Below are 21,483 nucleotides of genomic sequence, written 5' to 3' on the forward strand. Positions count from 1 at the left end.
AATTAACGTCTAACCAGCTAAGAGCAGCAACTAAATTAAAATAAACAGTCAATATAATGACGGTTGCACCTAACGTTTCGCGGTATGCTGTCGTGGCAGTTTCTTTCCTAAGGGAAAGGAACTGTCAGGACAAAAGCGACAGCCTGCGAACGTTGAAATGTTTTGTTTAAAAGTACTGCCATGCAGTATGACCGTGTGTTAGGTGCTGCTGTTTCTTTGTCCGCCCGCATTAAGATTGTAAGATCTGGTCATCTTTCCCGTTCAATTTCCCTGTCGTTAATCTGAAAACCCAAAACAAGAAACTTTCCTGGTACTAAGGACAGTTGCTGCGACTACTTTGAGTTTAAAGATCACACCCTAACTACTCAAACGTGAAGACCAGCATAGGGGAGACGTTAATCCGGTGTCAGCCAACTCTAAGCACCATTTAAATAAAGCGTTGGCAAATTAACGTCTAACCAGCTAAGAGCAGCAACTAAATTAAAATTGACAGTCAATTTAATGACGGTTGCACCTAACGTTTCGCGGTATGCTGTCGTGGCAGTTTCTTTCCTAAGGGAAAGGAACTGTCAGGACAAAAGCGACAGCCCGCGAATGTTGTAATATTTTATTTAAAAGTACTGCCATGCAGTATGACCGTGTGTTAGGTGCTGCTGTTTCTTTGTCTGCCCGCATTGAGATTGTAAGATCTGGTCATCTTTCCCGTTCAATTTCCCTGTCTTTAATCTGAAAACCCAAAACAAGAAACTTTCCTGGTACTAAGGACAGTTGCTGCGACAACTTTGAGTTTAAAGATCACACGCTAACTACTCAAACGTGAAGACCAGCATAGGGGAGACGTTAATCCGGTGTCAGCCAACTCTAAGCACCATTTAAATAAAGCGTTGGCAAATTAACGTCTAACCAGCTAAGAGCAGCAACTAAATTAAAATTGACAGTCAATTTAATGACGGTTGCACCTAACGTTCCCGCGGTATGGTGTCGTGGCAGTTTCTTTCCGACGGGAAAGGAACTGTCAGGACGAAAGGCGCTGACCACGAACGTTGATACATTTTGTTTAAAATTACTGCCATGCACTATGACCGCGTGTTGGCAATTGGCTTTCTTTTTTCAAGGAGAGTCCTTGATTTCAATTTATTTTGAGATAAATCTTATTTAGATATCAATTCAGTTTTATTTACAGTCGCAGTTTTTATTTTCATAGTCATTAGCGCAATATCTACAAATATTAATACAAGAAAAGCAATTAAAGAAGCAATCCATATTCTTCTTCTTTTTATTATAATTCCTGTCCAAAAAGCAATAAAGAAAATGGCAGTCAAACTCAATAATACATAGTTTAAAATCATAGTTATTTATTTTTTAGGATTAATTTATAAGTACATTGCTGTCAAAATTGAAACATCTTTTTTATTCCTCTAACCGTTGTTTTGGCTTTTTAAGCTTATTGCCAACGTTCCCGCGGTATGGTGTCGTGCGGTTGACTGTCCCACGAAGTGGAGACTGTCAAGCCGAAAACGACGGCATACGGAATTTGGTTTTGCAGGTTTAAACAAAAACCGCATGCACTATGACCGCGTGTTGTATGGCGTAATTTTTTCATTATAAATTAGTCAATGTTTTTCCAGGAGTCAATTCGGTAAATAAACCAATGATTTCTTAATTTCTTCAAAGTCAATCTATTTTCTCCCCAGAAATATTTTTCATTCTTTTCTTTTGAATATTCAAAGTAGTCTATCTTAACAATTACTAAGTCAGTTGATTGAAAAGTAGTTTTTTTTATTCTTATTCCATCAATTGGTTCTTGTCCTCCAATCCATCGATAATAATTCCCAAAATCACAATGTGCTTGTTCAAATTCATCTAAATCAGTAAAAGATGTTTTCTGAAAATCAGAATATTTTACTTTTTCTAAATTTCGTATGCATACTTGATAGCTTTGTTTTTCTTTTAAAATCAATGAGTCTGAAAACGCTTTTGTTTTTAAATTTTTTAAGTATGTAGAAAATTCAAGCGTAGTCATTCCATTTTTATTTTCAATAAATTTTGGTCCGAACTCCGAATAATTTTTTTCTTTTATCGCTGTTATATACCATTCATAAAATTCATTTACAATCTCGGCAACTTTCAATGAATCATTTTTCATAAAGTCTGATGCACTAAGCTTATTTGAAAATAAGAGTAAAAAAATTAAAACCCATATCGATTTAATTGTCTGTCTCATGTTTTGATTTTATGCCATACAACGTTCCCGCGGTATGCTGTCGTGGCAGTTTCTTTCCGACGGGAAAGGAACTGTCAGGACAAAAGAGCCTAACCGCGAACGTTGAAATATTTTAGTTAAAAGTACTGCCATGCAGTATGACCGCGTGTTGTATTTAGTACCTTCTTTTTTTCTCTCACCGGAGCTCTTTAATTGAACGGTTTCGCAAATTAAATACTTCGGCAAATCAAATGAGCTTCAGCCGCCCATAGCCGGATAGTGTAAATCAAAAACTCTACGATATTGCGTCAACACCAAACGATATTGCGTCAAACTACGAATCTTCAAAGTTGTGTAGACTGAGATTCCACCCGACACCTGGTTTAAATCAAACGATGATCCAGTTTTAAAAATAACGTTCCTTCGCTTCAGCCGAAAGAGGGTGGAAGCCAGTTTAAAATAATCAAACAACTAATCCCGGTATTAAATACAACGTTCCCGCGGTATGGTGTCGTGGCAGTTTCTGTCCGATAGGATAGGAACTGTCAGGATGAAAAGCGTTTGCAGCGAACGTTGAATTATTTGTTTTAAAAGTACTGCCATGCACTATGACCGCGTGTTGGCAACAGTTATTATTTAACTTCATATTTTAAATTCTCTGAAAAATATAGGTTATTCAAATCATTGAACATTTGTATATACTCAATATTTAGTTCTTTAATTCCTTTTGAGTCTGGCATAATCGTAAATTTTGTATTTTCAAAATTATAGTCAATTGTATCAGAGTTAAATTTTTTTCCATTTATTAATTCTGAAACTATAATTCTAGGTTTGTATTTAGTAGGAAATCCGGTAAAAAAAACTCTTGCAGAAAATTCATCGCCAAGTTTTATCTGTTCTTTATCAGGAATGATTTCAATTTTGTATTTGTCAAGTGCTGGAGTCCAATTGTAATTATTTTTAATGTAGGAATCAGTAATTTGTTTTTCTAGCATTAATACTTGATTCAGATATATTGTATTTAATGATGCATTTATTTTTTCAGGTTTAGTCCAATGATTTATAAAATTTAAAATTCTTGATAATAGGAAATTGGGGTACGTAGTATCATGTCTAACATAATAATCAGAATAAATAAAGCTTTTTATACTATCGACACTATTAATTAAAGTTTCTTTATCATAAGTATCTTTTTGGATAAATATCTTTTTAAGATTATCAAAGTAGGGTTTAAGTTCTATTATCGATTTTGAGTAATCTTGAAAATCTTTATATTGTAATTCATAATCAATGCATCCATAATTTTCAACAATGGCATTATTTAAGAATATATTTTGTTCATCATAATTTGTTTGAAACTCTGATTCTGAGTCACAACTAACAAAAATTAGTGATGCAAATAAAACGATTATTAGATGTATTGCTTTCTTCATATTATAATTGTTGCCAACGTTCCCGCGGTATGCTGTCGTGGCAGTTTCTGTCCCATGGGATAGAAACTGTCAGGACAAAAGTGATAGCAGCGAACGTTGAAATATTTTGGTTAAAAGTACTGCCATGCAGTATGACCGCGTGTTAGCGGTTGTTTTATTATTCCATTTTATTATACATTTCGATAAATGATATAACATCTTCATCGGATTGTAGATCTTCTATTTTGTCGCTATAATCTATAGTGCTGGGTATTATTAACCTATATAAAATATTCTTTATAACCCTTATACCTCCTAAAGATCCCTTTGATTCAATAGGTTTATTGTCTTTTATAAAGTAGTCGACGAATGTAACCGACTGATCTTGAAGATTTCTGAAATAATGTCTATACCAAGATATTTTACCTTCGACTTTTACTTCTATTAGTTGATTTTGTTTATTAATCCTTTCGATTTCGTTTGTTGATTTAAAAATTCTTTCTTGACCTGTTAAATCTGTAAATTTTAATGATTTTACATCTTTTGCGTATATTTTATATTTTGGCTTATTATCAGGAAAGACAGTAAGTTTTTTTTTGAAACTAGGTTCTTCAATAAGGTCTCTATAAAATAGATTGACCGCGACCTTAAACTTTATATTTAATGTGTCTTCTGATGTTAAGATTATTTGGGCGTTAATCTTTTCTGATTGTGAATATGAAAAAGCATGTATTGTAGTCAGAAAGAATATCAAAATAATTTTTTTCATTTTTATTAAGTAATTAATTTATAATTAATTATAACGATTTAATATTAAGTGTTTCAGATTTAATAGTTTTAAGATAATTGGCAGTCATTCAAATATAAATGTCTTGTTAAATAACCGCTAACTAGTATATATACCGATATAAATTCGGTATATCGTACCGTATTGGTCGATAAAGCCGAACTTTTGTCGATTTTATTTTTTTAAAGTTAATTAAAATTTTATATCATCAAGCGGGTTGCCAAGTTCCCCGAGCTTCCGGTTCGAAACATAGGTGTAAATCTCTGTGGTCTTACTGCTCTTATGACCTAGCAGCTCCTGAATATAGCGTAGATCTACACCTTTTTCAAGCATATGGGTGGCATAACAGTGCCGCAACACATGTGGCGTTATCCGTTTTTCAATACCTGCTCTTTGGGCGCACCGTTTCACAATGTTCTGAACACTCGAGGGCGCGTATTTTTCACCATTATATCCGTCCAGTAACAACTCCCGCGGCAGATAGCTTTTTATGTATTGTTCCAGTGTTTGTTTTATTCTGCCCGGTAACGGCAAACGACGGTCTTTGCTGCCCTTCCCCTTACGAACCCATAGTATGTTATTGTTCAGATTAATATCTGTTACCTTTAGCATCAAAAGTTCGTTCAACCGCAAACCGCATCCATAAAGCAGCAATAAAATCAGACGGTGTTTTAAATTGTTAGTGGCACCAATCAGACGTTCAACTTCTTCTTTTGAAATCACTTTGGGTAGCTGACGCCCTTTTTTCGGTCTGGGAATATCCTGATCCATCAGGTTTCTTTGATACATGATCCGGTAAAACGACTTTAGGGCACTTACCATCTGGTTTTGGTATGAAACCGAATATCCCTGGTGTTGACGGTGATCCAGTATGTAATCCCGAATAGAATCCATGGGTATGTTATCAGGCTCTGTATCACTGAACCGGTTCAGAAACTGGTTGATAAAACTTTCGTAAATTTCGATGGTTCGCTTGCTTTTATTTTGAAGTACCAGCTGATCAATGTAGCGTTCTGGGACAAGGTTTTGTTCCGGTTTGCTTTTGAACTTCTGGATCTTTGCAAAAGATTTTGTTTCAGTTTTTTCGATTACCCGAAATTTGCTTTCCGGCATTATCAGGTGTAAGGCTTCCATGCTTTCTTCAGTATCCGGAACAGACCATGTTTTGGCGCCGGGATGATACCAGGCGCCAATAATGTGTTTAATATCATCAACGAGCGATTCATTGTAATAAAACCTGATGTAAATCACACGGTCAGAACGGTTATGTTCAAGCGTGACTTCGTATTTATACGTTTTGTCCGTTTGTGCCGGAGTTTTGGTTTTATTCTTTTCATCATAGGTGATCTCAACCAGATTCCGAAGTTTTGCCGTAAAATCTTCAAAATTGAATACTGCCCGCGGTATATACCAGCACTGATGCGTCTTTGTATATGTGGCACCTAAAGGCTTAAGCAGAGCTGCTACACCCGGGTTGTATTCAAACCGGATAAAAACAACATCGATATCACGGTGTCTGGCACGTTCCAGTTTAATAATTGGTTTAGTCATAATATCAGGGTTTTTTCCATGCTTCGCCAACTCAGTCACATTGCAGCAGAATAGCCTCACACATACCGCACTGCCATGCAACCAATATCAAACAAATACTTCACCCTTTGGAACTGTAACAGGCTAATTCCGGGATTAAATATAGTAAAAAATTGATCGCTCCTTTAAGAAAATTTGATTCTTCTTAACATTTTTAATGATTATAAACAAGAATATCAACAACGTATTGGCATCCGGATATTTTACCGGCATAAATATGAATTTTATCCACAAATATTAAGGGCCATGTTCCATAGTTAATCCGATAAATCCCAACAAAAAGCAATTATCCGAATCTTACAGATTTGAAAGGAGCCAGGGAGGGTCTGGTAATACTAATATCAACATGCTACAAAAAGCCGACAAGAACGATCTTCAATTTTTCAACTGCTTTGCTCGGCTTCGGATTTACATGACTAATAATCCCATGGCTAAGCCATGGGCTGAATTGCCTTTTGCCTTTCAGGCAAATTAAAGATGACTCACCCCAGTCATAAGTTCCACCATGTTCTCCACAAGACAGCCCTCTCTATCACTTTGCTACACTGCGTGACAACGAGGGACCGTTTATACAAGCGGACCCGATTATAGCTTTTCAATTCTTTTCTAATTACCAGATTCATACAATTTAATCCGAACGCTTAACAAGCAAATTTACTTATCCGAATACCCTCCCTGGGCACGATTGAAGAGAGTGTTTAGGGTGGGCAATTACTCCGAATCTTACAGATTTGAAAGGAACCAGGGAGGGTCTGGTAATACTAATATCAACATGCTACAAAAAGCCGACAAGAACGTTCTTCAATTTTTCAACTGCTTTGCTCGGCTTCGGATTTACGTGACGAATAATCCCATGGCTGCGCCATGGGCTCAATTACGGTTTGCCCTTCAGGCAAAGTATTTCCCGAATCCCAACAAAAACCACCCGTCCGAACACCCTCCCTGGGCACGACCGAAGAGAGTGTTTAGGGAGGGCAATAAATAAGGAGCTTGCAAGTTTGTCAGGAGCCAGGGTGGGTCATGCATTATCTGACTCACCCCAGTCCTCAGTTCCACTATGTTCTCCACAAGACAGCCCTCTCTATCACTTCGCTACCCTGCGTGACAAAGAGGGACCGTTTATACAAGCGGACCCGATTATAGCTTTTCAATTCTTTTCTAATTACCAGATTCATACAATTTAATCCAAACGCCTCACAAGCAAATGTAATTGTACGAACACCCTCCCTGGTCACGACCGAAGAGAGTGTTTAGGGAGGGCAGTTACTCCGTATCTTGCAGATTTGAAAGAAGCCAGGGAGGATCTGGTAATACTAATATCAACATGCAACAAAAAGCCGACAAGAACGATCTTCAATTTTTCTACTTCTGTGCGCGGCTTTGGATTTACATGACTAATAATCCCATGGCTGCGCCATGGGCTCAATTACGGTTTGCCCTTCAGGCAAAGTATTTCCCGAATCCCAACAAAAACCACCCGTCCGAATACCCCCCCTGGTCACGACCATAGAGAGGGATTAGGGAGGGCAGTAAATAAGGAGCTTGCAGGTTTGCCAGAAGCCAGGGAGGGTCAAACATTCATAATTCGTAATTAAATAACCAGGGTGGGTTATAAAATTGAAAGTCCCAGTTAAACAAAATTTTGGTGAATTCCGTAGGTCTGTTATGTCTTACGAAAGGTGGATTATTTTTTCTGAAAATAAGTCAGAACCATAACTTTATGAAGAGCGGATAAGCGTAAATTAAACACTTATTTTAAGGGCGTTTTTGTATGAAAATCTGAAAAAACAAGCTTGAAAACTACGGGAATATTTTTTAAAAATTCGGATGGGTTTGTAAATGTAAGTGCAAGTGTTAGAATGACTAAGCTGGTTATGTAATGCGGATATAGTTGAATAAAATTTTGTTGTAGAGAATAAGTATGACTTTACAACATTCATCATTGCCCGAAAGGCCTTACTTTCGAATATTTAATGCTGTAAAATATGAATTTAAATGTGAATACGATGATATGATAACCTTATAATATTTTAATTTAGAAGATTCGAACAGAATTCTTTTAGGATTTATTTTGCTAACTAACTAATACTACAAAAATCTGAATATGTTTGCTAATCTTAAGTTTTTCCAGATAAGAGCCTTGTTGCTGTTGGCTTTGCTGGCTCTCTTTGCTTGTAAGGACTATAAAGAAAGATATGAAGACCCGCCATGGCTGGGCGGATCGAACATAGAAACCCTGGAAGCCGCAGGCGACTATACCATATTTCTCGAATTGATGGACCGGGCCGGATATACTGAATCTGTTTCTAAAATTCTGTATACCTTGTTTGTGCCAAACGATGAAGCTTTTACAGAATATTTTCATTCCATTGGCAAGGAATCGGTGGCCGACCTGACCGACGACGAGGCTTTTCAGTTATTCACATTGCATATCCTTGTCAATCCACGCTCACGCTACCAGTTAATCTACGAATATGTATGGAGCGAGGAACAGGGGCCAAACGGGGAATATGCCGGGCTGTTTTTCCGTAAAAGAACACCAAGCCGTTCAACACCCTATACGGAGTATGTAAAATACAATACAGATTTCGAAGGTGATTCCTTACTGATCTACACCGGTGATAAATATGTACCGCTGTGGAGTAAAGATTTCTTCGAAGATTATTTCGCGGCCACAGATGGTTCAGACTATACCTTTATTTATCCCAACAGTACATACGATGCTGCTTCACCATTGGCCAATCAGGCCATGAACTGGCATAATGCCAGGGTGATCCCGAATCCGGCAAAACCGGATGAACTGGGAGCAAGAACATCCAGTGGGTTTATTTACTATCTTGATCAGGTAGTGGCACCCATGCCCAGTATTGAGGAGTATCTGCGTCAGCATCTCGATAAATACGGTGTGTTCTACGATCTGATGCAGCGTTTTGCGGATTATGGCTTACCCATAGTGGATGAGGATCAGAATACCTTTTATCAGAAATCGTATGTTGATCTGCCCAACATAGCGAACGATGCAGGTCCCGGTGATGGTCCGGAAGTCAGGATGAAAGATGTGTACAGTGCGTTTATTCCAGAGGACAATATCCTGGAACCATATATCAATAACAAACTACTGGCTTCTTATGGCAGTATAGACAGTGTGCCGCTTATCACCTTGTCGTATGTATTGCGAAGCCATCTGATTCGTTCACTGGGACTGGTGTCAAAAATGGAGCGGGGATTTTTCAATGATTTTGGTGATCCGCTTACATTAACCCGCGATGATATCAATTCGGGTTATATGTGCAGCAACGGTGTATTCTACGACATGAAAAAAGTGCTGGAACCCAACGCATTTACTGGGGTTACTGGTGATCTCTTTTTTATTAAGGACTATTCCACTTTTCTGTTTGCCCTGAATGAAACCGGTATGATCCGGACTCTGGCCAGCGGATACCAGGATGTAACGCTGTTTGCACCAACAAACGATGAACTGGAAAAATCGAATGTACGGTATAATAAAGATGCCAATCAGATTGAATACTACGGTCCTGACGAAGTCTGGCGGAAAATGAAAACCGATCAGCTGACAGAGTTCGTTCAAAACCATGTCACCTTCAATAAGGTAACAGATTTAAGTGGCGAGGGATTTCTTGAAATGAGCTCAGGTAACTATGTGCACTATCGGAATAATATTTTGCAGGGACCTGAAAACCAGTATTTAAACGATAGCATAACCATTGTATACAGTAAGGAACCCAACGAAACAGGGATTCAGTATGGCATAACAAATGCCATTAAATCGCGGTATTACAGCATGGGTAAATTAATCTGGTTCGATCCGGAACTAACTGAATTTGCTGCCCTGCTTGATGGTTCACGGCTTTTGAACCGCCGCATCAAAGACAGCGATACCAAGGAGCTGATTCCAAGACTTTCCTTTGTCTCCAACTCAGATGCCTGGACGGTTTTTGCACCAACCAACGATGCCATTGCAGCTGCAAGAGATGCCGGGCTGATTCCTGAGGACCGCGATTCCCTGGTTGCATTCCTGGAGTATCATTTTGTAAAGGATGTGGTGTCATTCGATAACGGTGATCCCAATGGTAGCGGAACATTTTCAACACAGGCAGAAGCACCGGAAACCCCCAACGGACCTAAGTTTTATACGGTGACTATTAATAATGTAATGAATAACCTCAGTGTTACAGATATGAGCGGACAGGTGGTCACAGTGGATCATGCCAAAGCAGATAACCTGGCCCAGAAGAGTGTGATTCATAAAATTAACTCCGTGTTAAAGTATCAGTAGTAACGTTGTAACGAGTCTTAAAATGAAAAAAATCTTACTTATTTCAGGATTACTTATCATAGCTTTAGCCGGAGGTCTTTTAAATGCACAGGCGCAAACCACCATCATTAAAGGGCAGGTGGTTGATGCCGAAACAAAGGAACCTCTTGTTGGCGTCAACGTAGTGGAAATTGATGAAAACGAACGTTTTCTTACAGGTGCCATTACAGATATGAACGGTAACTATGTCATTCAGACGGGTGATCCGGATAATCCGCTGCAGTTTTCCTATATCGGATACGAAAAGCAAACCATTCCGGTCAACGGGAAAACAACCATTAATGTGGAACTTGGAACCTCATCAACGGCACTGAACGAAGTATCGGTATCCGGTTCACGAATGTCCAACGATGGCATAACAACCATCAGGGACAGGACCACCAGTGTGTCGCGCCTCGAATTTAAGGAACTCGAAACACAGATGGGAAGCTCTGTGGAGGATATGTTACAGGGACGTATCGCAAACGTGGATATTACTTCCGTTTCGGGTGATCCGGGAGCAGGCCTGAATATCAGGATTCGTGGTACAGCTACTCTGAATGCCAGGAATACACCACTGATTGTGGTCAACGGCATTCCGTATAATTCACAAATTGATGAAAACTTCGATTTTGCCACTGCCGATATAGAAAAGTTCGGTAACATGATAGATGTGGCACCCGAGGATATTGAAAGCATAGAGGTACTGAAGGATGCGGCATCAACAGCCATCTGGGGCTCAAGTGCTGCCAATGGTGTTTTGATGATTAAAACCAAACGCGGTATCAAGTCAAAACCTATTTTCGACTATACCTATAAATATGCTGTGGGCTGGGAACCGGATCCGCTACCCATGCTTAACGGAGGTGACTACTCCCGTCTGATTCTGCAGATGCATTACAATGTGGATCGTAATGAGTTTTCAAATCAGTTCAATCCCAATAATGTGAATAATCTGGCCAACGAAATTGCTTTTGACCCGAGATGGACAGAGTATTATAACTTTAGCCAGGAAACCGATTGGGTAGGAGAGATTACGCAGCGTGCCAGTTCACAACAACACGTGTTCTCAGTACGCGGAGGTGGTGATAAGTCACGGTACAATATGTCTGTGGGGCACTCCAACGAAACCGGTACTACCATTAACAACGGGCTTAAAAAACTGACTCTGCGCAGTTCACTCGACTATGATCTGTCGTCAAAACTGACGTTTAAAACAGATATCCTGTACACCCGTTACGACCAGTATAACACTTACGATGCCGAGGACCCTGAATTTGGCAGTAAGCTGGTTCGGTCTATTGCATACCGAAAAATGCCCAACATGAGCGTGTACGACAGGGACGAAAACAATGAACATGTTGGCGATTACTTTACACCGGCAGAAACCTTACAGGGAAATGCAAGAGATATGTATAATCCGGTGGCTCTGGCAAACCTGGGTGTAAACGAACAGCTAAAGAATAATGCAAGAGCACTGTTTACATTGCGTTACCGGATTCAAAACAACCTGATCTTAAATTCTACCATCACCCTCGATATCTTCGATAATAAAAGGCACCGGTTCCTGCCATACGATGCCGTTGGTTACATTTACGACAGTGAAATAACCAACCTTGCATCCGATGAGTTTTCAAAGAAAAGCACCATATATACTTACAATCAGCTGATTTATACACCGGTACTGGGAGAAGATCACAATCTTACGGTATTGGGTCAGGTTGATACGGAGAAAACCAGTCAGTTATGGCAAAAGCAGCAGACCAGCCGTTCGGCATCACCTTACCTGCAGTTGCCAGCCGGTGATAAAACCATTGAATATATTGGACAGGACTTATCGGAATACCGTTCGCTTGGTTTCTACCTGCAGGGTGCCTATAAGTATAAAGACAAGTACCTGGCAACGATGGGTGCCAAATACGAAGGCAACTCAAAATATAGTCCCGATAGCCGTTGGGGTTTATTCCCAACCGTTTCAGGCGCCTGGCGAATCAATGAGGAAAGTTTTATGAAGGATGCCACCTGGATCAATGACTTTCGTTTGCGTGTCAGCTGGGGACAGAGCGGCAACTCTCCCAATGCAAACTACCTTTACTGGAACACCTATAATTCAAGTGCTCAGTTGTCTTATCTCAATTACCAGGGTGTTGAACCCAATGGTGTGGAACTGACCAGCTTGAAATGGGAAACCCTGGAGACATTCAACCCGGGGATATCATTTTATGGGCTCAGAAACCGCTTAAATGTTGAACTGGACTATTATACCAAAGTCACCAAGGATCTGTTCCTGGAAAACACCGGCATTCCAACCCATACCGGTTTTACGAATATGAGTATCAACGAAGGGCAGATGGAAAACAGGGGATATGAGGTGATGGTCGATTACAAGATTCTCGAAAAGACAGCATTTAAACTGAGCGTTAATGCCAACTTTTCTACCAACAAAAATATTGTGATCAGCCTGCCGGAGAACTTTGCCATGGAATACGGCGATATGCTGGCCAACGGGAATTATAAAATCAGTGTGGTGCCGGGTGAACCACTGGGGGGATTCTTTGGCTACCGTTACCTTGGTGTTTATCAGAGCAATGAAGATGCTGTGGTACGCGATGAAAATGGCGATCCTATTTATGGATTGAATAAAACCGAGCCCTTAAAAATGATCATGGGTGGTTCTGAAGGCTATACCTTTGAAGGTGGTGATGCCAAATACGACGACATCAACCATGATGGTAAGATTGATGAACTGGACCTGGTTTATTTGGGCGACCTGAACCCGAAAGTAATGGGTGGTACCGGTATCAGGGCGCAGTATAAGAATATTACATTCAATACCTTCCTCTATTTCAAGCTGGGTCAGAAAGTAATAAACCAGACCCGGATGGATACCGAAAAAATGTATAACTACGATAACCAGAGCAAAGCCACAAACTGGTACTGGAGAAATCCGGGTGATATTACCGATGTTCCGAGGCCCTTATATAACAAAGGGTACAACTGGCTTGGATCAAGCCGGTTTGTGGAAGACGGATCGTATATGCGTCTGAAAACCATATCGTTGAGCTATGATTTTAGCAGTGCTCTCCTGAAAAAGCTTCACCTGAGAAGTCTGAGAGTGTATGCCACAGGATACAACCTGTTTACACTGACGAACTATTCGGGACAGGATCCGGAAGTCGGACTTCCGAACAGACCGGATACACTGCCAAAGGATTACAGCAGAACACCGCCATCCAAAAGGGTAATGTTTGGTTTAAATGTTTCATTTTAAGAATTGCAGCTATGAAGTTTGACAGAATATATAGAAAACCGGTGGCCATTGCAGTGATGTTGTTGCTCATGATCACATCGTGTAACGACTGGATGACGCTGATGCCTGAAGATGAACTACTGAAGGAAAACTTCTGGGGTAAAACTGAAGATGTGTACAGTGCGCTGGGCGCCATGTACAACGCGTTCAGGGATGCGTCCATGGAGAACCTGATTTGGGGCGAACTTAGGGCAGATCTTATGGTGATCAACGATATTTCTCCCTTCCAGGATTATGCCCGTATTGCAGAAAGTAATATCAGTCCTACAAACGGTGCGGTAAGCTGGAGACACTATTATAAGGCCATTAACCTTGCCAATACGCTTATGTATTATGATAAGGAAGTTTTTGAAATTGATGAGACATTTACAAAACGCATGATGGATGGCGTGGATGCCGAAGCGCTCTTTATTCGTTCGCTGAGTTATTTTTATCTCGTGCGTTTGTGGAAAGATGTTCCACTGGTTATTGAACCCACCTTATCGGACACCGCAGATATGTTTATTCCTAAAAGTTCGGAACGCGAAGTTTTAAACCAGGTTATTAAGGATCTGCTGAAAGCCAAGGATATGGCATATACAACGGAATTCTTCGGAAGCAATGCCGAACCGGGATTCAGAACCGGGAGAGCCAATAAATACGCGATTATGGCGCTGCTGGCTGATGTGTACCTGTGGGATGAGCAGTACCGGCTTGCTTCAGACTACTGCGATTCAGTTATCGCTTCTGGTCTTTACGATCTGGAACCGGCTGATAACTGGTTTAGTTTGTACTATCCGGGTAACTCAAAGGTGGAGAGTATCTTTGAGATTCAGTACGACGATAACCTGGATTACCAGGAGAATCCCATTTATAACGATCTTATTCCACTGACCGGAGGGGCAAAAATACGGCCTGATATGCAACAGCTAACCCTGCTGCTCTCAGAGCAGGATATTCGCACCTGTAATCCCTCAAGCCCAAGAAATCCGGATCCGCTGAGGAAATATAAAAGCATTAGTATTGAAACCGGAATTCCACGCTCACAAAACCAGCGTGATGCCAATTTTATGTACTATCGGTATGCAGATATTACCCTGATAAAGGCAGAGGCACTGAATGAGCTGGATGATGTGGCGGGAGCAAATGAATGGCTGAGGAAGACCAAGGAAAGGGCAAACCTCTCGCATTCTCCTGTTGATACCAAAGAAGATCTCCGGACGGCCATACTGGAAGAACGGGCCAAAGAATTTCTTGCTGAAGGGAAACGATGGTTCGATGTTCTAAGGGTTGCCAAACGCAACAGTTTTGAGCAGAAACAACTGATCATAAGCATGATCCTGGCCGGTGCCGATATCAAGCAGAAACCGATACTGCAGGCTAAGGTTTATGATACCCTCAGTTATTACCTGCCTATTCCGGAAGGGGATATCAGAACCAATCCGAATTTGATCCAAAACCCGTATTACGACAGATAATTAGAAAGCATGATGAAAAAGATAGTATTACATAACATAAAGTCCGTTTTGCCTCTGGCAATGTTGCTGGTCGTATTATTTGCCTGTAAAAAGGATCCCATCTACTGGAAGGTGGATTCTGAATTCCAGGTGATATCAGAGTATGTATCCGATAATGCTGAATTTTCGGAATTCAACAAAATGCTGGAGTATACAAAATTGTACCGCATACTTAGTACACGCGGACCTTTTACCTTGTTTCTGCCAACTGACGAGGCGATTCAGAAATTTTACCAGGAAAATGGCTATTCTTCCTTCCGCGATTTTCCGGATACGAACATGGTATTTGACTTTGTCTACAACCATTTGATAGCCAATCAGATTACAACCGGTGATGTGGGCCTGGGTGCTTTACGCGATACCAACGCACTTGGTGACTACATAGTAAGTGAATTCCAGAATGCAGATATTATTCTCAACAAGAAAGCCAAAATTATTGACAGGGATGTAGAGACAGCCAACGGATTTATTCATGTTGTGGACGAGGTCATTCCAATCATCACAAAAAGTATTTATCAGACATTGAAGGATAATCCGTCATATTCAATATTTACACAGGGGCTTGAAAGGACAGGTCTAAGCGATACCCTGGATCTTATCACCTTCCCTTACGGCAATAAAACGGCGAGAACACGCTTTACAGTGCTGGCTATTGCGGATACAACATACGGGCGCTATGGTATTACAAATATTGATCAGTTGATCAATCAGTTTACGGATAATCCTGATAGTCTCACTTTTCTGAATAACGGATTCTACCGATATATGGAATATCATTGTCTGGCCAACACCTATTATCTGTCTGACTTTGAATCACAGTTATATCCGATTCTGTCGCATGATAATAATGTAAAGGCTACCATTACAGATGATTATAAGTTAAATTTAGATCCTGAAACAGAAACCTATACCGGGTTTTATGTGCCGGAATCCAATTATCCGGCTAAAAACGGCGCCTTACATAGCATTAACGGCTTGCTACCGGTTGAAACACCCAGTCCGACCACCATAATTTTTGAGGTCACAGATTATTTCGACCTGAAACAGGGCGATTATTTCGGTAAGTATTACATGAAATGGTTTGACGGGGAAAATACCTTTAAGTACATCAAATGGTCAGGCGATTATCTGCAGTATTACTGGAAGGATCACGACACCGGAACACTGTTGAACGACGATTGTCTGAACATGCTGGGCTACTGGTGGATTGAGATCACTACGCCTAAGATCATGAAAGGGAAATACCATGTATCCGGCAATATCTGGCAAAACCAGGTGGGCTATGAGGTATTCGTTGACGATGAAAGAATTGGAATCGTGAATTCCGGCGAAGTGCCTGATCTGGGTACATTTATCTGGGATAAAACCGAAAGACATAAAATAAAACTGGTAGCCATTCAGTTTGGTGGCTTATTCTGGGACACAGTAACGTTTACACCGGTTGACTAAATGAATAATCTGATCCATAATCTAATATAGTTTGAAATGACAAAAAATCGCAAATATATATTCTGTTTAGCACTCTTGGTCTCTCTGTTTATCGTGGGTGGTTCAGGCTATGTAACAGCGCAGACTGACAGCGTAAATATTTCAGGAACAGTGTTTGAATCAGGAACAGGTAATGCACTGAATATGGTATCGGTTTCAGATGCCGTTTCAGGAATATCCACCAGTACCGATGAAAAAGGAGAATTCAGCATCAGAGTGGGTGATGACAACACCATGCTGATTTTTAATTTGCCGGGATACACCAAACGCAGTCTCTATGTACATGGAAAGACGACAATCCGGGTTTATCTTGTTCCGGAGATGTATAAATCGGAAGATAAACTTGTGATTACACCACTTGAGAATAAACAGCTTAAGGATGTTGTTACTCCTTTGGAGGCGCTCACTGTTCAGGACCTGGAGATGACAACCATCACCTCGTTTGACCAGGGACTTCAGGGAAAGATATCGGGTTTGTATGTACAACAACAATCCGGCATGCCGGGCCAGCGGACCTATATGAACATCCGGGGTGGTTCATCACTTCTGGCATCAAACGAACCTGTGGTGTTTATCGATGGAATGCTGCATAATTACAACTATGCGAAAAACGGAATTCTGGAAGGCTTTACCCTGAATCCAATGGATATTATTGATGATGAAGACATCACCGATATCACCGTGATGAAAGATGGGTTGTCTTTTCTTGGCTCAGCAGGCTCAAACGGCTTAATCAATATCAGTTCTGAACAGGAAGCGGAGGCCAGTACCCGCATTAAATTTTCGGCATATGGTGGTATGGCTTCCAGTCCGCAGCCACTGGAGGTGTTGAATGCAGATCAGTTCAGAACCTATTTCGATCAGGTACTCAGCGGTCAGGGTTACAGTACAGATCAGATCAACAACATGTATCCCTGGTTGAATGGCAATCAGTCCGCTTCGGGGTATTACAAATACAACAACCGTACCGATTGGCAGAAGGAAATCTTCAAACCCGCTGTTTTGCAGAAGTACCATTTTTTTCTGAAGGGTGGTGACGAAATTGCTACATACAATATTTCTACAGGCTATATTGCACAGGATGGTATTTATGATAATACGGGATACAACAGGTTCAACCTGCGCATCAATGGTAAAATCAATATCACTAACCATTTTTCTGTGAAGCCTAATGTGAAAATATCACTCGCTAACAGCACAACACCAAATCAGGGGTACAGCCATTTTAAAAACCCTATGCTGTCTGCGCTGCTTAAACCATCCATTATGCAGACTAATGCACGGGATGCGTTGACAGGTGCGGTTTTACCATATCTTGATGATGTTGGAGATATATTTCCTGTGAGCAACCCGGTGGCAATAACCCGGAATGCACTCGGTAAAAATGTGAACTATATTTTTGTAAGTTCTTTGAAAGCCACATATGAGTTCAGCGATAAACTGAGTGTTTCTACCTTGGTTGGTATCGACTATAACAACTCCCATGAAGATATCTTCCTGCCTGATATTGGTTTGGCCCAGGTAGATTCAGCAAAGAACAGTCCGCAGTATTTTATCAACGAATTTCAGTCAGTGCAAAGCCATACCATGGCGACCTATCATAATGTAAACAGTAACGGACATGCGTATACTGCCAATGCCGGATTGCGTTATATGAAAAACAATTACAAGTATAACTATGCAATTGACCTCAACACAGCTTCAGACGAAATCAGCAGCCTGGGGAAAGGCGGAAAATATACCTACTTAAGAGAAGTTGGCGGTGACGAAACAGGATTGGTCTGGCTCTCTTATTTCGCAAATCTGGGGTATAATTTCAAACAGAAGTATTTTATTGAGGCCGGACTCTCGTACGATGGCAGCTCAGCATTAAGCGGTGATCAGCGGTTTAATCTGTATCCGTCGGTGGCCGCGGCATGGCGTCCTGTCGATAATTTTAAACTGCGGGGATCCTATTCTGCAACAGGGAACATGTTCAGCTCGGTATACTATAACTCTCAGAACTACTATGTGACGCGCCGCCTCAACAGCACAGGTGTATTGTTACGCGAGGCGATCCCAAATCCGGACATGGAAATTGAACGGAAAAATACGGTTAACGTGGGAACCGATCTTACCTTTTTCGGACAACAGCTTAATCTGCATATCGATGCCTACCAATCCAATATCAACAATCTGCTGATGCAACAGGAACTGCCGTTTTATTACGGATATCCTGAATATTATAATAATGATGGTCAGCTAAAGATATCAGGGCTGGATGTTAGCCTTGATACCCGTCTGAATCTGGGGCCGGTAATCTGGACCCTGGCCGTGAATGCTTCTAAAACGGTGTCAGAAATAACGGCTTTGTCGTTTATTGATCCGGAGGCAGATAAAATAGTCACCGACTTCTATGGTGGTCAGATGGTCACTTCCGTCGGGAACAGCAGGACTGCTTTTTACGGCTACGAGACCAATGGTATATTTAATACCGATGCTGAAGCAGCTGCCGTTACCGGACCGAATGGTGAGATTATGCAGGCCGGCGATATAAAATACCATGATGCGGATAATAATAACATCATTAACGAAGCGGATAAAACAGTTATCGGAGATCCGAATCCCGATTTTTATGGCGGCGTATTTACAGCCTTTAAATTAAACCGCCTGCAGCTTTCGGCTCAGCTTAATTATGCCGTTGGAAATGATGCCTTCAATTATGTGAAGTACCTCACAGAGTCGATGTATGGATACAGTAACCAGTCTGTTTCAGTACTGAACAGGTGGACCGGACCCGGAACATCAAATTCCGTTCCCCGTTCTTCCATTGGTGATCCGACAGGTAACACGGTATTTTCTGATCGCTGGATTGAGGATGCATCATTTGTAAGACTGAAACAACTCACAATAAGTTATGATTTTCCAAAAGCATTTGGATTCAGAGGCCTGACGGCTTATGTTACTGCAACAAACCTGTTGACTTTTACCAGTTATTCCGGTTATGATCCGGAGTTCCAGTATACAAACGATGCGTTTGGTATGGGACTGGATTACGGACAAATGCCTCAGACAAGGAAGTTTATGGTGGGTTTAAAACTTGATTTATAATTCTGGAAAAATTAAAAACGATGGTATCAGAATCACTTAATAAGATATTCAGACTTCTGGCTTTAGCAGCAGTATTCAGTCTGACCATTGCCTGCAGCGATGATATATTTGATGTTCCGGTTGGGGAACGAATTACCCCGGACGAGCATTATCAGACCCTTGAGGATGCCATAGCATCTTTGTATGGTACACTGAGTGGCCTTCAGGATGTGGCACCTGACCTGATTCTGCTGGACGGATTGCGCAGCGACCAGATGAACATCACACCGAATGCGGGCAGTGATATTGCGGCGCTGTATAACCAGGAGTTCCGTGCAGATAATCCATACCTGGATTATTCAGGATTGTACAGGGTGATTATAAATGTTAACGAGGTGCTTGCGAATATTGAGAGGGCGGAAGGAAAAGACAGGGATTTTAAACCGAATTATTTGTTCGATATGCGTGCAAACCTGTATGGTTTAAGAGCATGGTGCTACCTTACTATAACCCGTTTATATGGTGAGGCGGTTGTAATAGATGATAATTTGACCAGTCTGCCCGAAGACTTAAGCAGCATGACACCGATGTCGAAAGCTGACGTTATTGACAAACTGATCAGTCAGTTTAACAACGATTCTGTGATCTACGATCAGGATACAGTGTCTAGAGCTCGTGATCAGGCCTATTTTGTTGGTTTTCCCAATTATAAAGCTGTGCTTGGGGAATTATACCTGGAGAAACAGGATTATGAAAATGCCATCTATTACCTGAAGCTCGGCCTGGAAACGGCTCCGGCAATTGCAGGTGATGAGGCTTATAAGGTTGATGCGTCATATGATGAAGATGCATGGGAATCTATCTTTCTTAATGCGGAGAATGCCATACTTGAAAACATGCTGGTTATACCGTATTCCATTAACCAGAAACAGGTGAATACCATGGTGGAACTTATGCTTCCTAACCGCTTGTTTATGGTGAAACCTTCACAGGTTCTTGTAGACTCCATGGAAGCACAGGTCACTACCCGGCGCGATTCGGCTGATGTATACCGCGGGATGGGCGTAACATACGATACGATTTCAGCTGGTAATTATTTTATTAAAAAGTACGACATTGACGAGGCGCAACCTTACAGTTCTGATATTGTACTGCAACGCGCAGGCGATTTACATCTTCTGCTTGCTGAAGCGCTGAACAGAAACGGTCAGTCGGATGTGGCCCTTATGTTTTTAAATAACGGGATCAGTGGTGTTAGTCTATCCAAACGACCGGCAGGTTTTTCCGCTTTCAGTAAAAACCGTGGTATACGAAACCGTGTGTTGCTGCAAAACAGGGAAATTCCGGATTCAGTTACCGGAAATGAACGGGTAGAGATGATTGAAGATTTGATCCTTCAGGAAAAAGCCATGGAATGTGCCTTTGAAGGAAAGCGCATGTCAGATTTGATCCGCGTGGCAGAACGACGCGATAATCCGGGGGAATATATCGGAAACATTATTGCTGCAAAATACGACAGTAGCATGTCAGAATATGTAAAACAGTTTTATATGAATAAAGAAAACTGGTACCTGCCATTTCACTGACAGGTCCGTATTCCATACAAACACAACCTTAACAACTGCATCCCCTGACCATATAGTCAGGGGATTTTTTATCATTTATGTGAAATGCCTGCAATTAATTCCGGCGCCTCATTGCTTTGCATCCTTTTAACTAATGGTTCCCGGCGTAGTAATTCCTTAATGAAACTCCCAACCTCTGATCTACTCAGATTCTAATCATCAGGGATACATGTTTTAAAGAATGATTT

Annotated in this window: 11 protein-coding genes; 6 read left to right on the plus strand and 5 right to left on the minus strand. The window is 41.0% G+C overall.

Going from position 1 to position 21,483, the window contains the following annotated elements; genetic code table 11:
- Positions 1-1,151: 1,151 nt before the first annotated feature.
- The 5 genes from ACE1EF_RS10660 to xerA form a co-directional block, all read right to left on the minus strand.
- On the minus strand, positions 1,152-1,349 hold the full coding sequence (locus tag ACE1EF_RS10660; protein ID WP_375720649.1) for a hypothetical protein: 198 nt from the start codon (positions 1,347-1,349) through the stop codon (positions 1,152-1,154).
- Between the two features lie 260 nt (positions 1,350-1,609).
- Complete coding sequence (locus ACE1EF_RS10665) at positions 1,610-2,224, minus strand: hypothetical protein (RefSeq protein ID WP_375720650.1); 615 nt, start codon at positions 2,222-2,224, stop codon at positions 1,610-1,612.
- Between the two features lie 611 nt (positions 2,225-2,835).
- Positions 2,836-3,636 (minus strand): hypothetical protein, encoded by an 801-nt coding sequence (locus ACE1EF_RS10670; RefSeq protein WP_375720651.1) that lies wholly within the window; start codon positions 3,634-3,636, stop codon positions 2,836-2,838.
- A gap of 157 nt (positions 3,637-3,793) precedes the next feature.
- Positions 3,794-4,384: a hypothetical protein gene (locus tag ACE1EF_RS10675; protein ID WP_375720652.1), complete on the minus strand. Its 591-nt coding sequence runs from the start codon at positions 4,382-4,384 to the stop codon at positions 3,794-3,796.
- A gap of 210 nt (positions 4,385-4,594) precedes the next feature.
- Positions 4,595-5,953, minus strand: a complete 1,359-nt coding sequence (xerA, locus tag ACE1EF_RS10680) for a site-specific tyrosine recombinase/integron integrase (RefSeq protein WP_375720653.1) — start codon at positions 5,951-5,953, stop codon at positions 4,595-4,597.
- A gap of 2,143 nt (positions 5,954-8,096) precedes the next feature.
- Between xerA and ACE1EF_RS10685 the strand changes: the two genes are divergently transcribed.
- From ACE1EF_RS10685 to ACE1EF_RS10710, 6 genes are read left to right on the plus strand one after another with little or no spacing between them, the layout of a single operon-like run.
- Positions 8,097-10,289, plus strand: coding sequence for a fasciclin domain-containing protein (locus ACE1EF_RS10685; RefSeq protein WP_375720654.1), 2,193 nt, complete (start codon positions 8,097-8,099; stop codon positions 10,287-10,289).
- Between the two features lie 22 nt (positions 10,290-10,311).
- Positions 10,312-13,578 carry a SusC/RagA family TonB-linked outer membrane protein gene (locus ACE1EF_RS10690; RefSeq protein ID WP_375720655.1) on the plus strand — a complete coding sequence of 1,089 codons (3,267 nt, stop codon included), beginning with the start codon at positions 10,312-10,314 and terminating at the stop codon, positions 13,576-13,578.
- 11 nt (positions 13,579-13,589) lie between these two features.
- Complete coding sequence (locus ACE1EF_RS10695; protein WP_375720656.1) at positions 13,590-15,074, plus strand: RagB/SusD family nutrient uptake outer membrane protein; 1,485 nt, start codon at positions 13,590-13,592, stop codon at positions 15,072-15,074.
- 9 nt (positions 15,075-15,083) lie between these two features.
- Entirely contained in the window at positions 15,084-16,562 is a 1,479-nt protein-coding gene (locus ACE1EF_RS10700; RefSeq protein ID WP_375720657.1) for a fasciclin domain-containing protein, read from the plus strand.
- A 36-nt stretch (positions 16,563-16,598) separates the two neighbouring features.
- The gene (locus tag ACE1EF_RS10705) at positions 16,599-19,691 is read left to right on the plus strand and encodes a SusC/RagA family TonB-linked outer membrane protein (protein WP_375720658.1); all 3,093 of its coding nucleotides are present in this window, start codon (positions 16,599-16,601) and stop codon (positions 19,689-19,691) included.
- A gap of 20 nt (positions 19,692-19,711) precedes the next feature.
- Positions 19,712-21,256: a RagB/SusD family nutrient uptake outer membrane protein gene (locus tag ACE1EF_RS10710; protein WP_375720659.1), complete on the plus strand. Its 1,545-nt coding sequence runs from the start codon at positions 19,712-19,714 to the stop codon at positions 21,254-21,256.
- Positions 21,257-21,483 lie beyond the last annotated feature (227 nt).

The organism is Quyinboa sediminis (assembly GCF_042219855.1).
GTDB lineage: Bacteria > Bacteroidota > Bacteroidia > Bacteroidales > UBA5342 > JBHJHP01.

Bases quoted from the DNA above. Each gene is read 5' to 3' on its own strand.
- ACE1EF_RS10660 (WP_375720649.1), bottom strand. From the start codon at position 1,349: ATGATTTTAAACTATGTATTATTGAGTTTGACTGCCATTTTCTTTATT.
- ACE1EF_RS10665 (WP_375720650.1), bottom strand. From the start codon at position 2,224: ATGAGACAGACAATTAAATCGATATGGGTTTTAATTTTTTTACTCTTA.
- ACE1EF_RS10670 (WP_375720651.1), bottom strand. From the start codon at position 3,636: ATGAAGAAAGCAATACATCTAATAATCGTTTTATTTGCATCACTAATT.
- ACE1EF_RS10675 (WP_375720652.1), bottom strand. From the start codon at position 4,384: ATGAAAAAAATTATTTTGATATTCTTTCTGACTACAATACATGCTTTT.
- xerA (WP_375720653.1), bottom strand. From the start codon at position 5,953: ATGACTAAACCAATTATTAAACTGGAACGTGCCAGACACCGTGATATC.
- ACE1EF_RS10685 (WP_375720654.1), top strand. From the start codon at position 8,097: ATGTTTGCTAATCTTAAGTTTTTCCAGATAAGAGCCTTGTTGCTGTTG.
- ACE1EF_RS10690 (WP_375720655.1), top strand. From the start codon at position 10,312: ATGAAAAAAATCTTACTTATTTCAGGATTACTTATCATAGCTTTAGCC.
- ACE1EF_RS10695 (WP_375720656.1), top strand. From the start codon at position 13,590: ATGAAGTTTGACAGAATATATAGAAAACCGGTGGCCATTGCAGTGATG.
- ACE1EF_RS10700 (WP_375720657.1), top strand. From the start codon at position 15,084: ATGATGAAAAAGATAGTATTACATAACATAAAGTCCGTTTTGCCTCTG.
- ACE1EF_RS10705 (WP_375720658.1), top strand. From the start codon at position 16,599: ATGACAAAAAATCGCAAATATATATTCTGTTTAGCACTCTTGGTCTCT.
- ACE1EF_RS10710 (WP_375720659.1), top strand. From the start codon at position 19,712: ATGGTATCAGAATCACTTAATAAGATATTCAGACTTCTGGCTTTAGCA.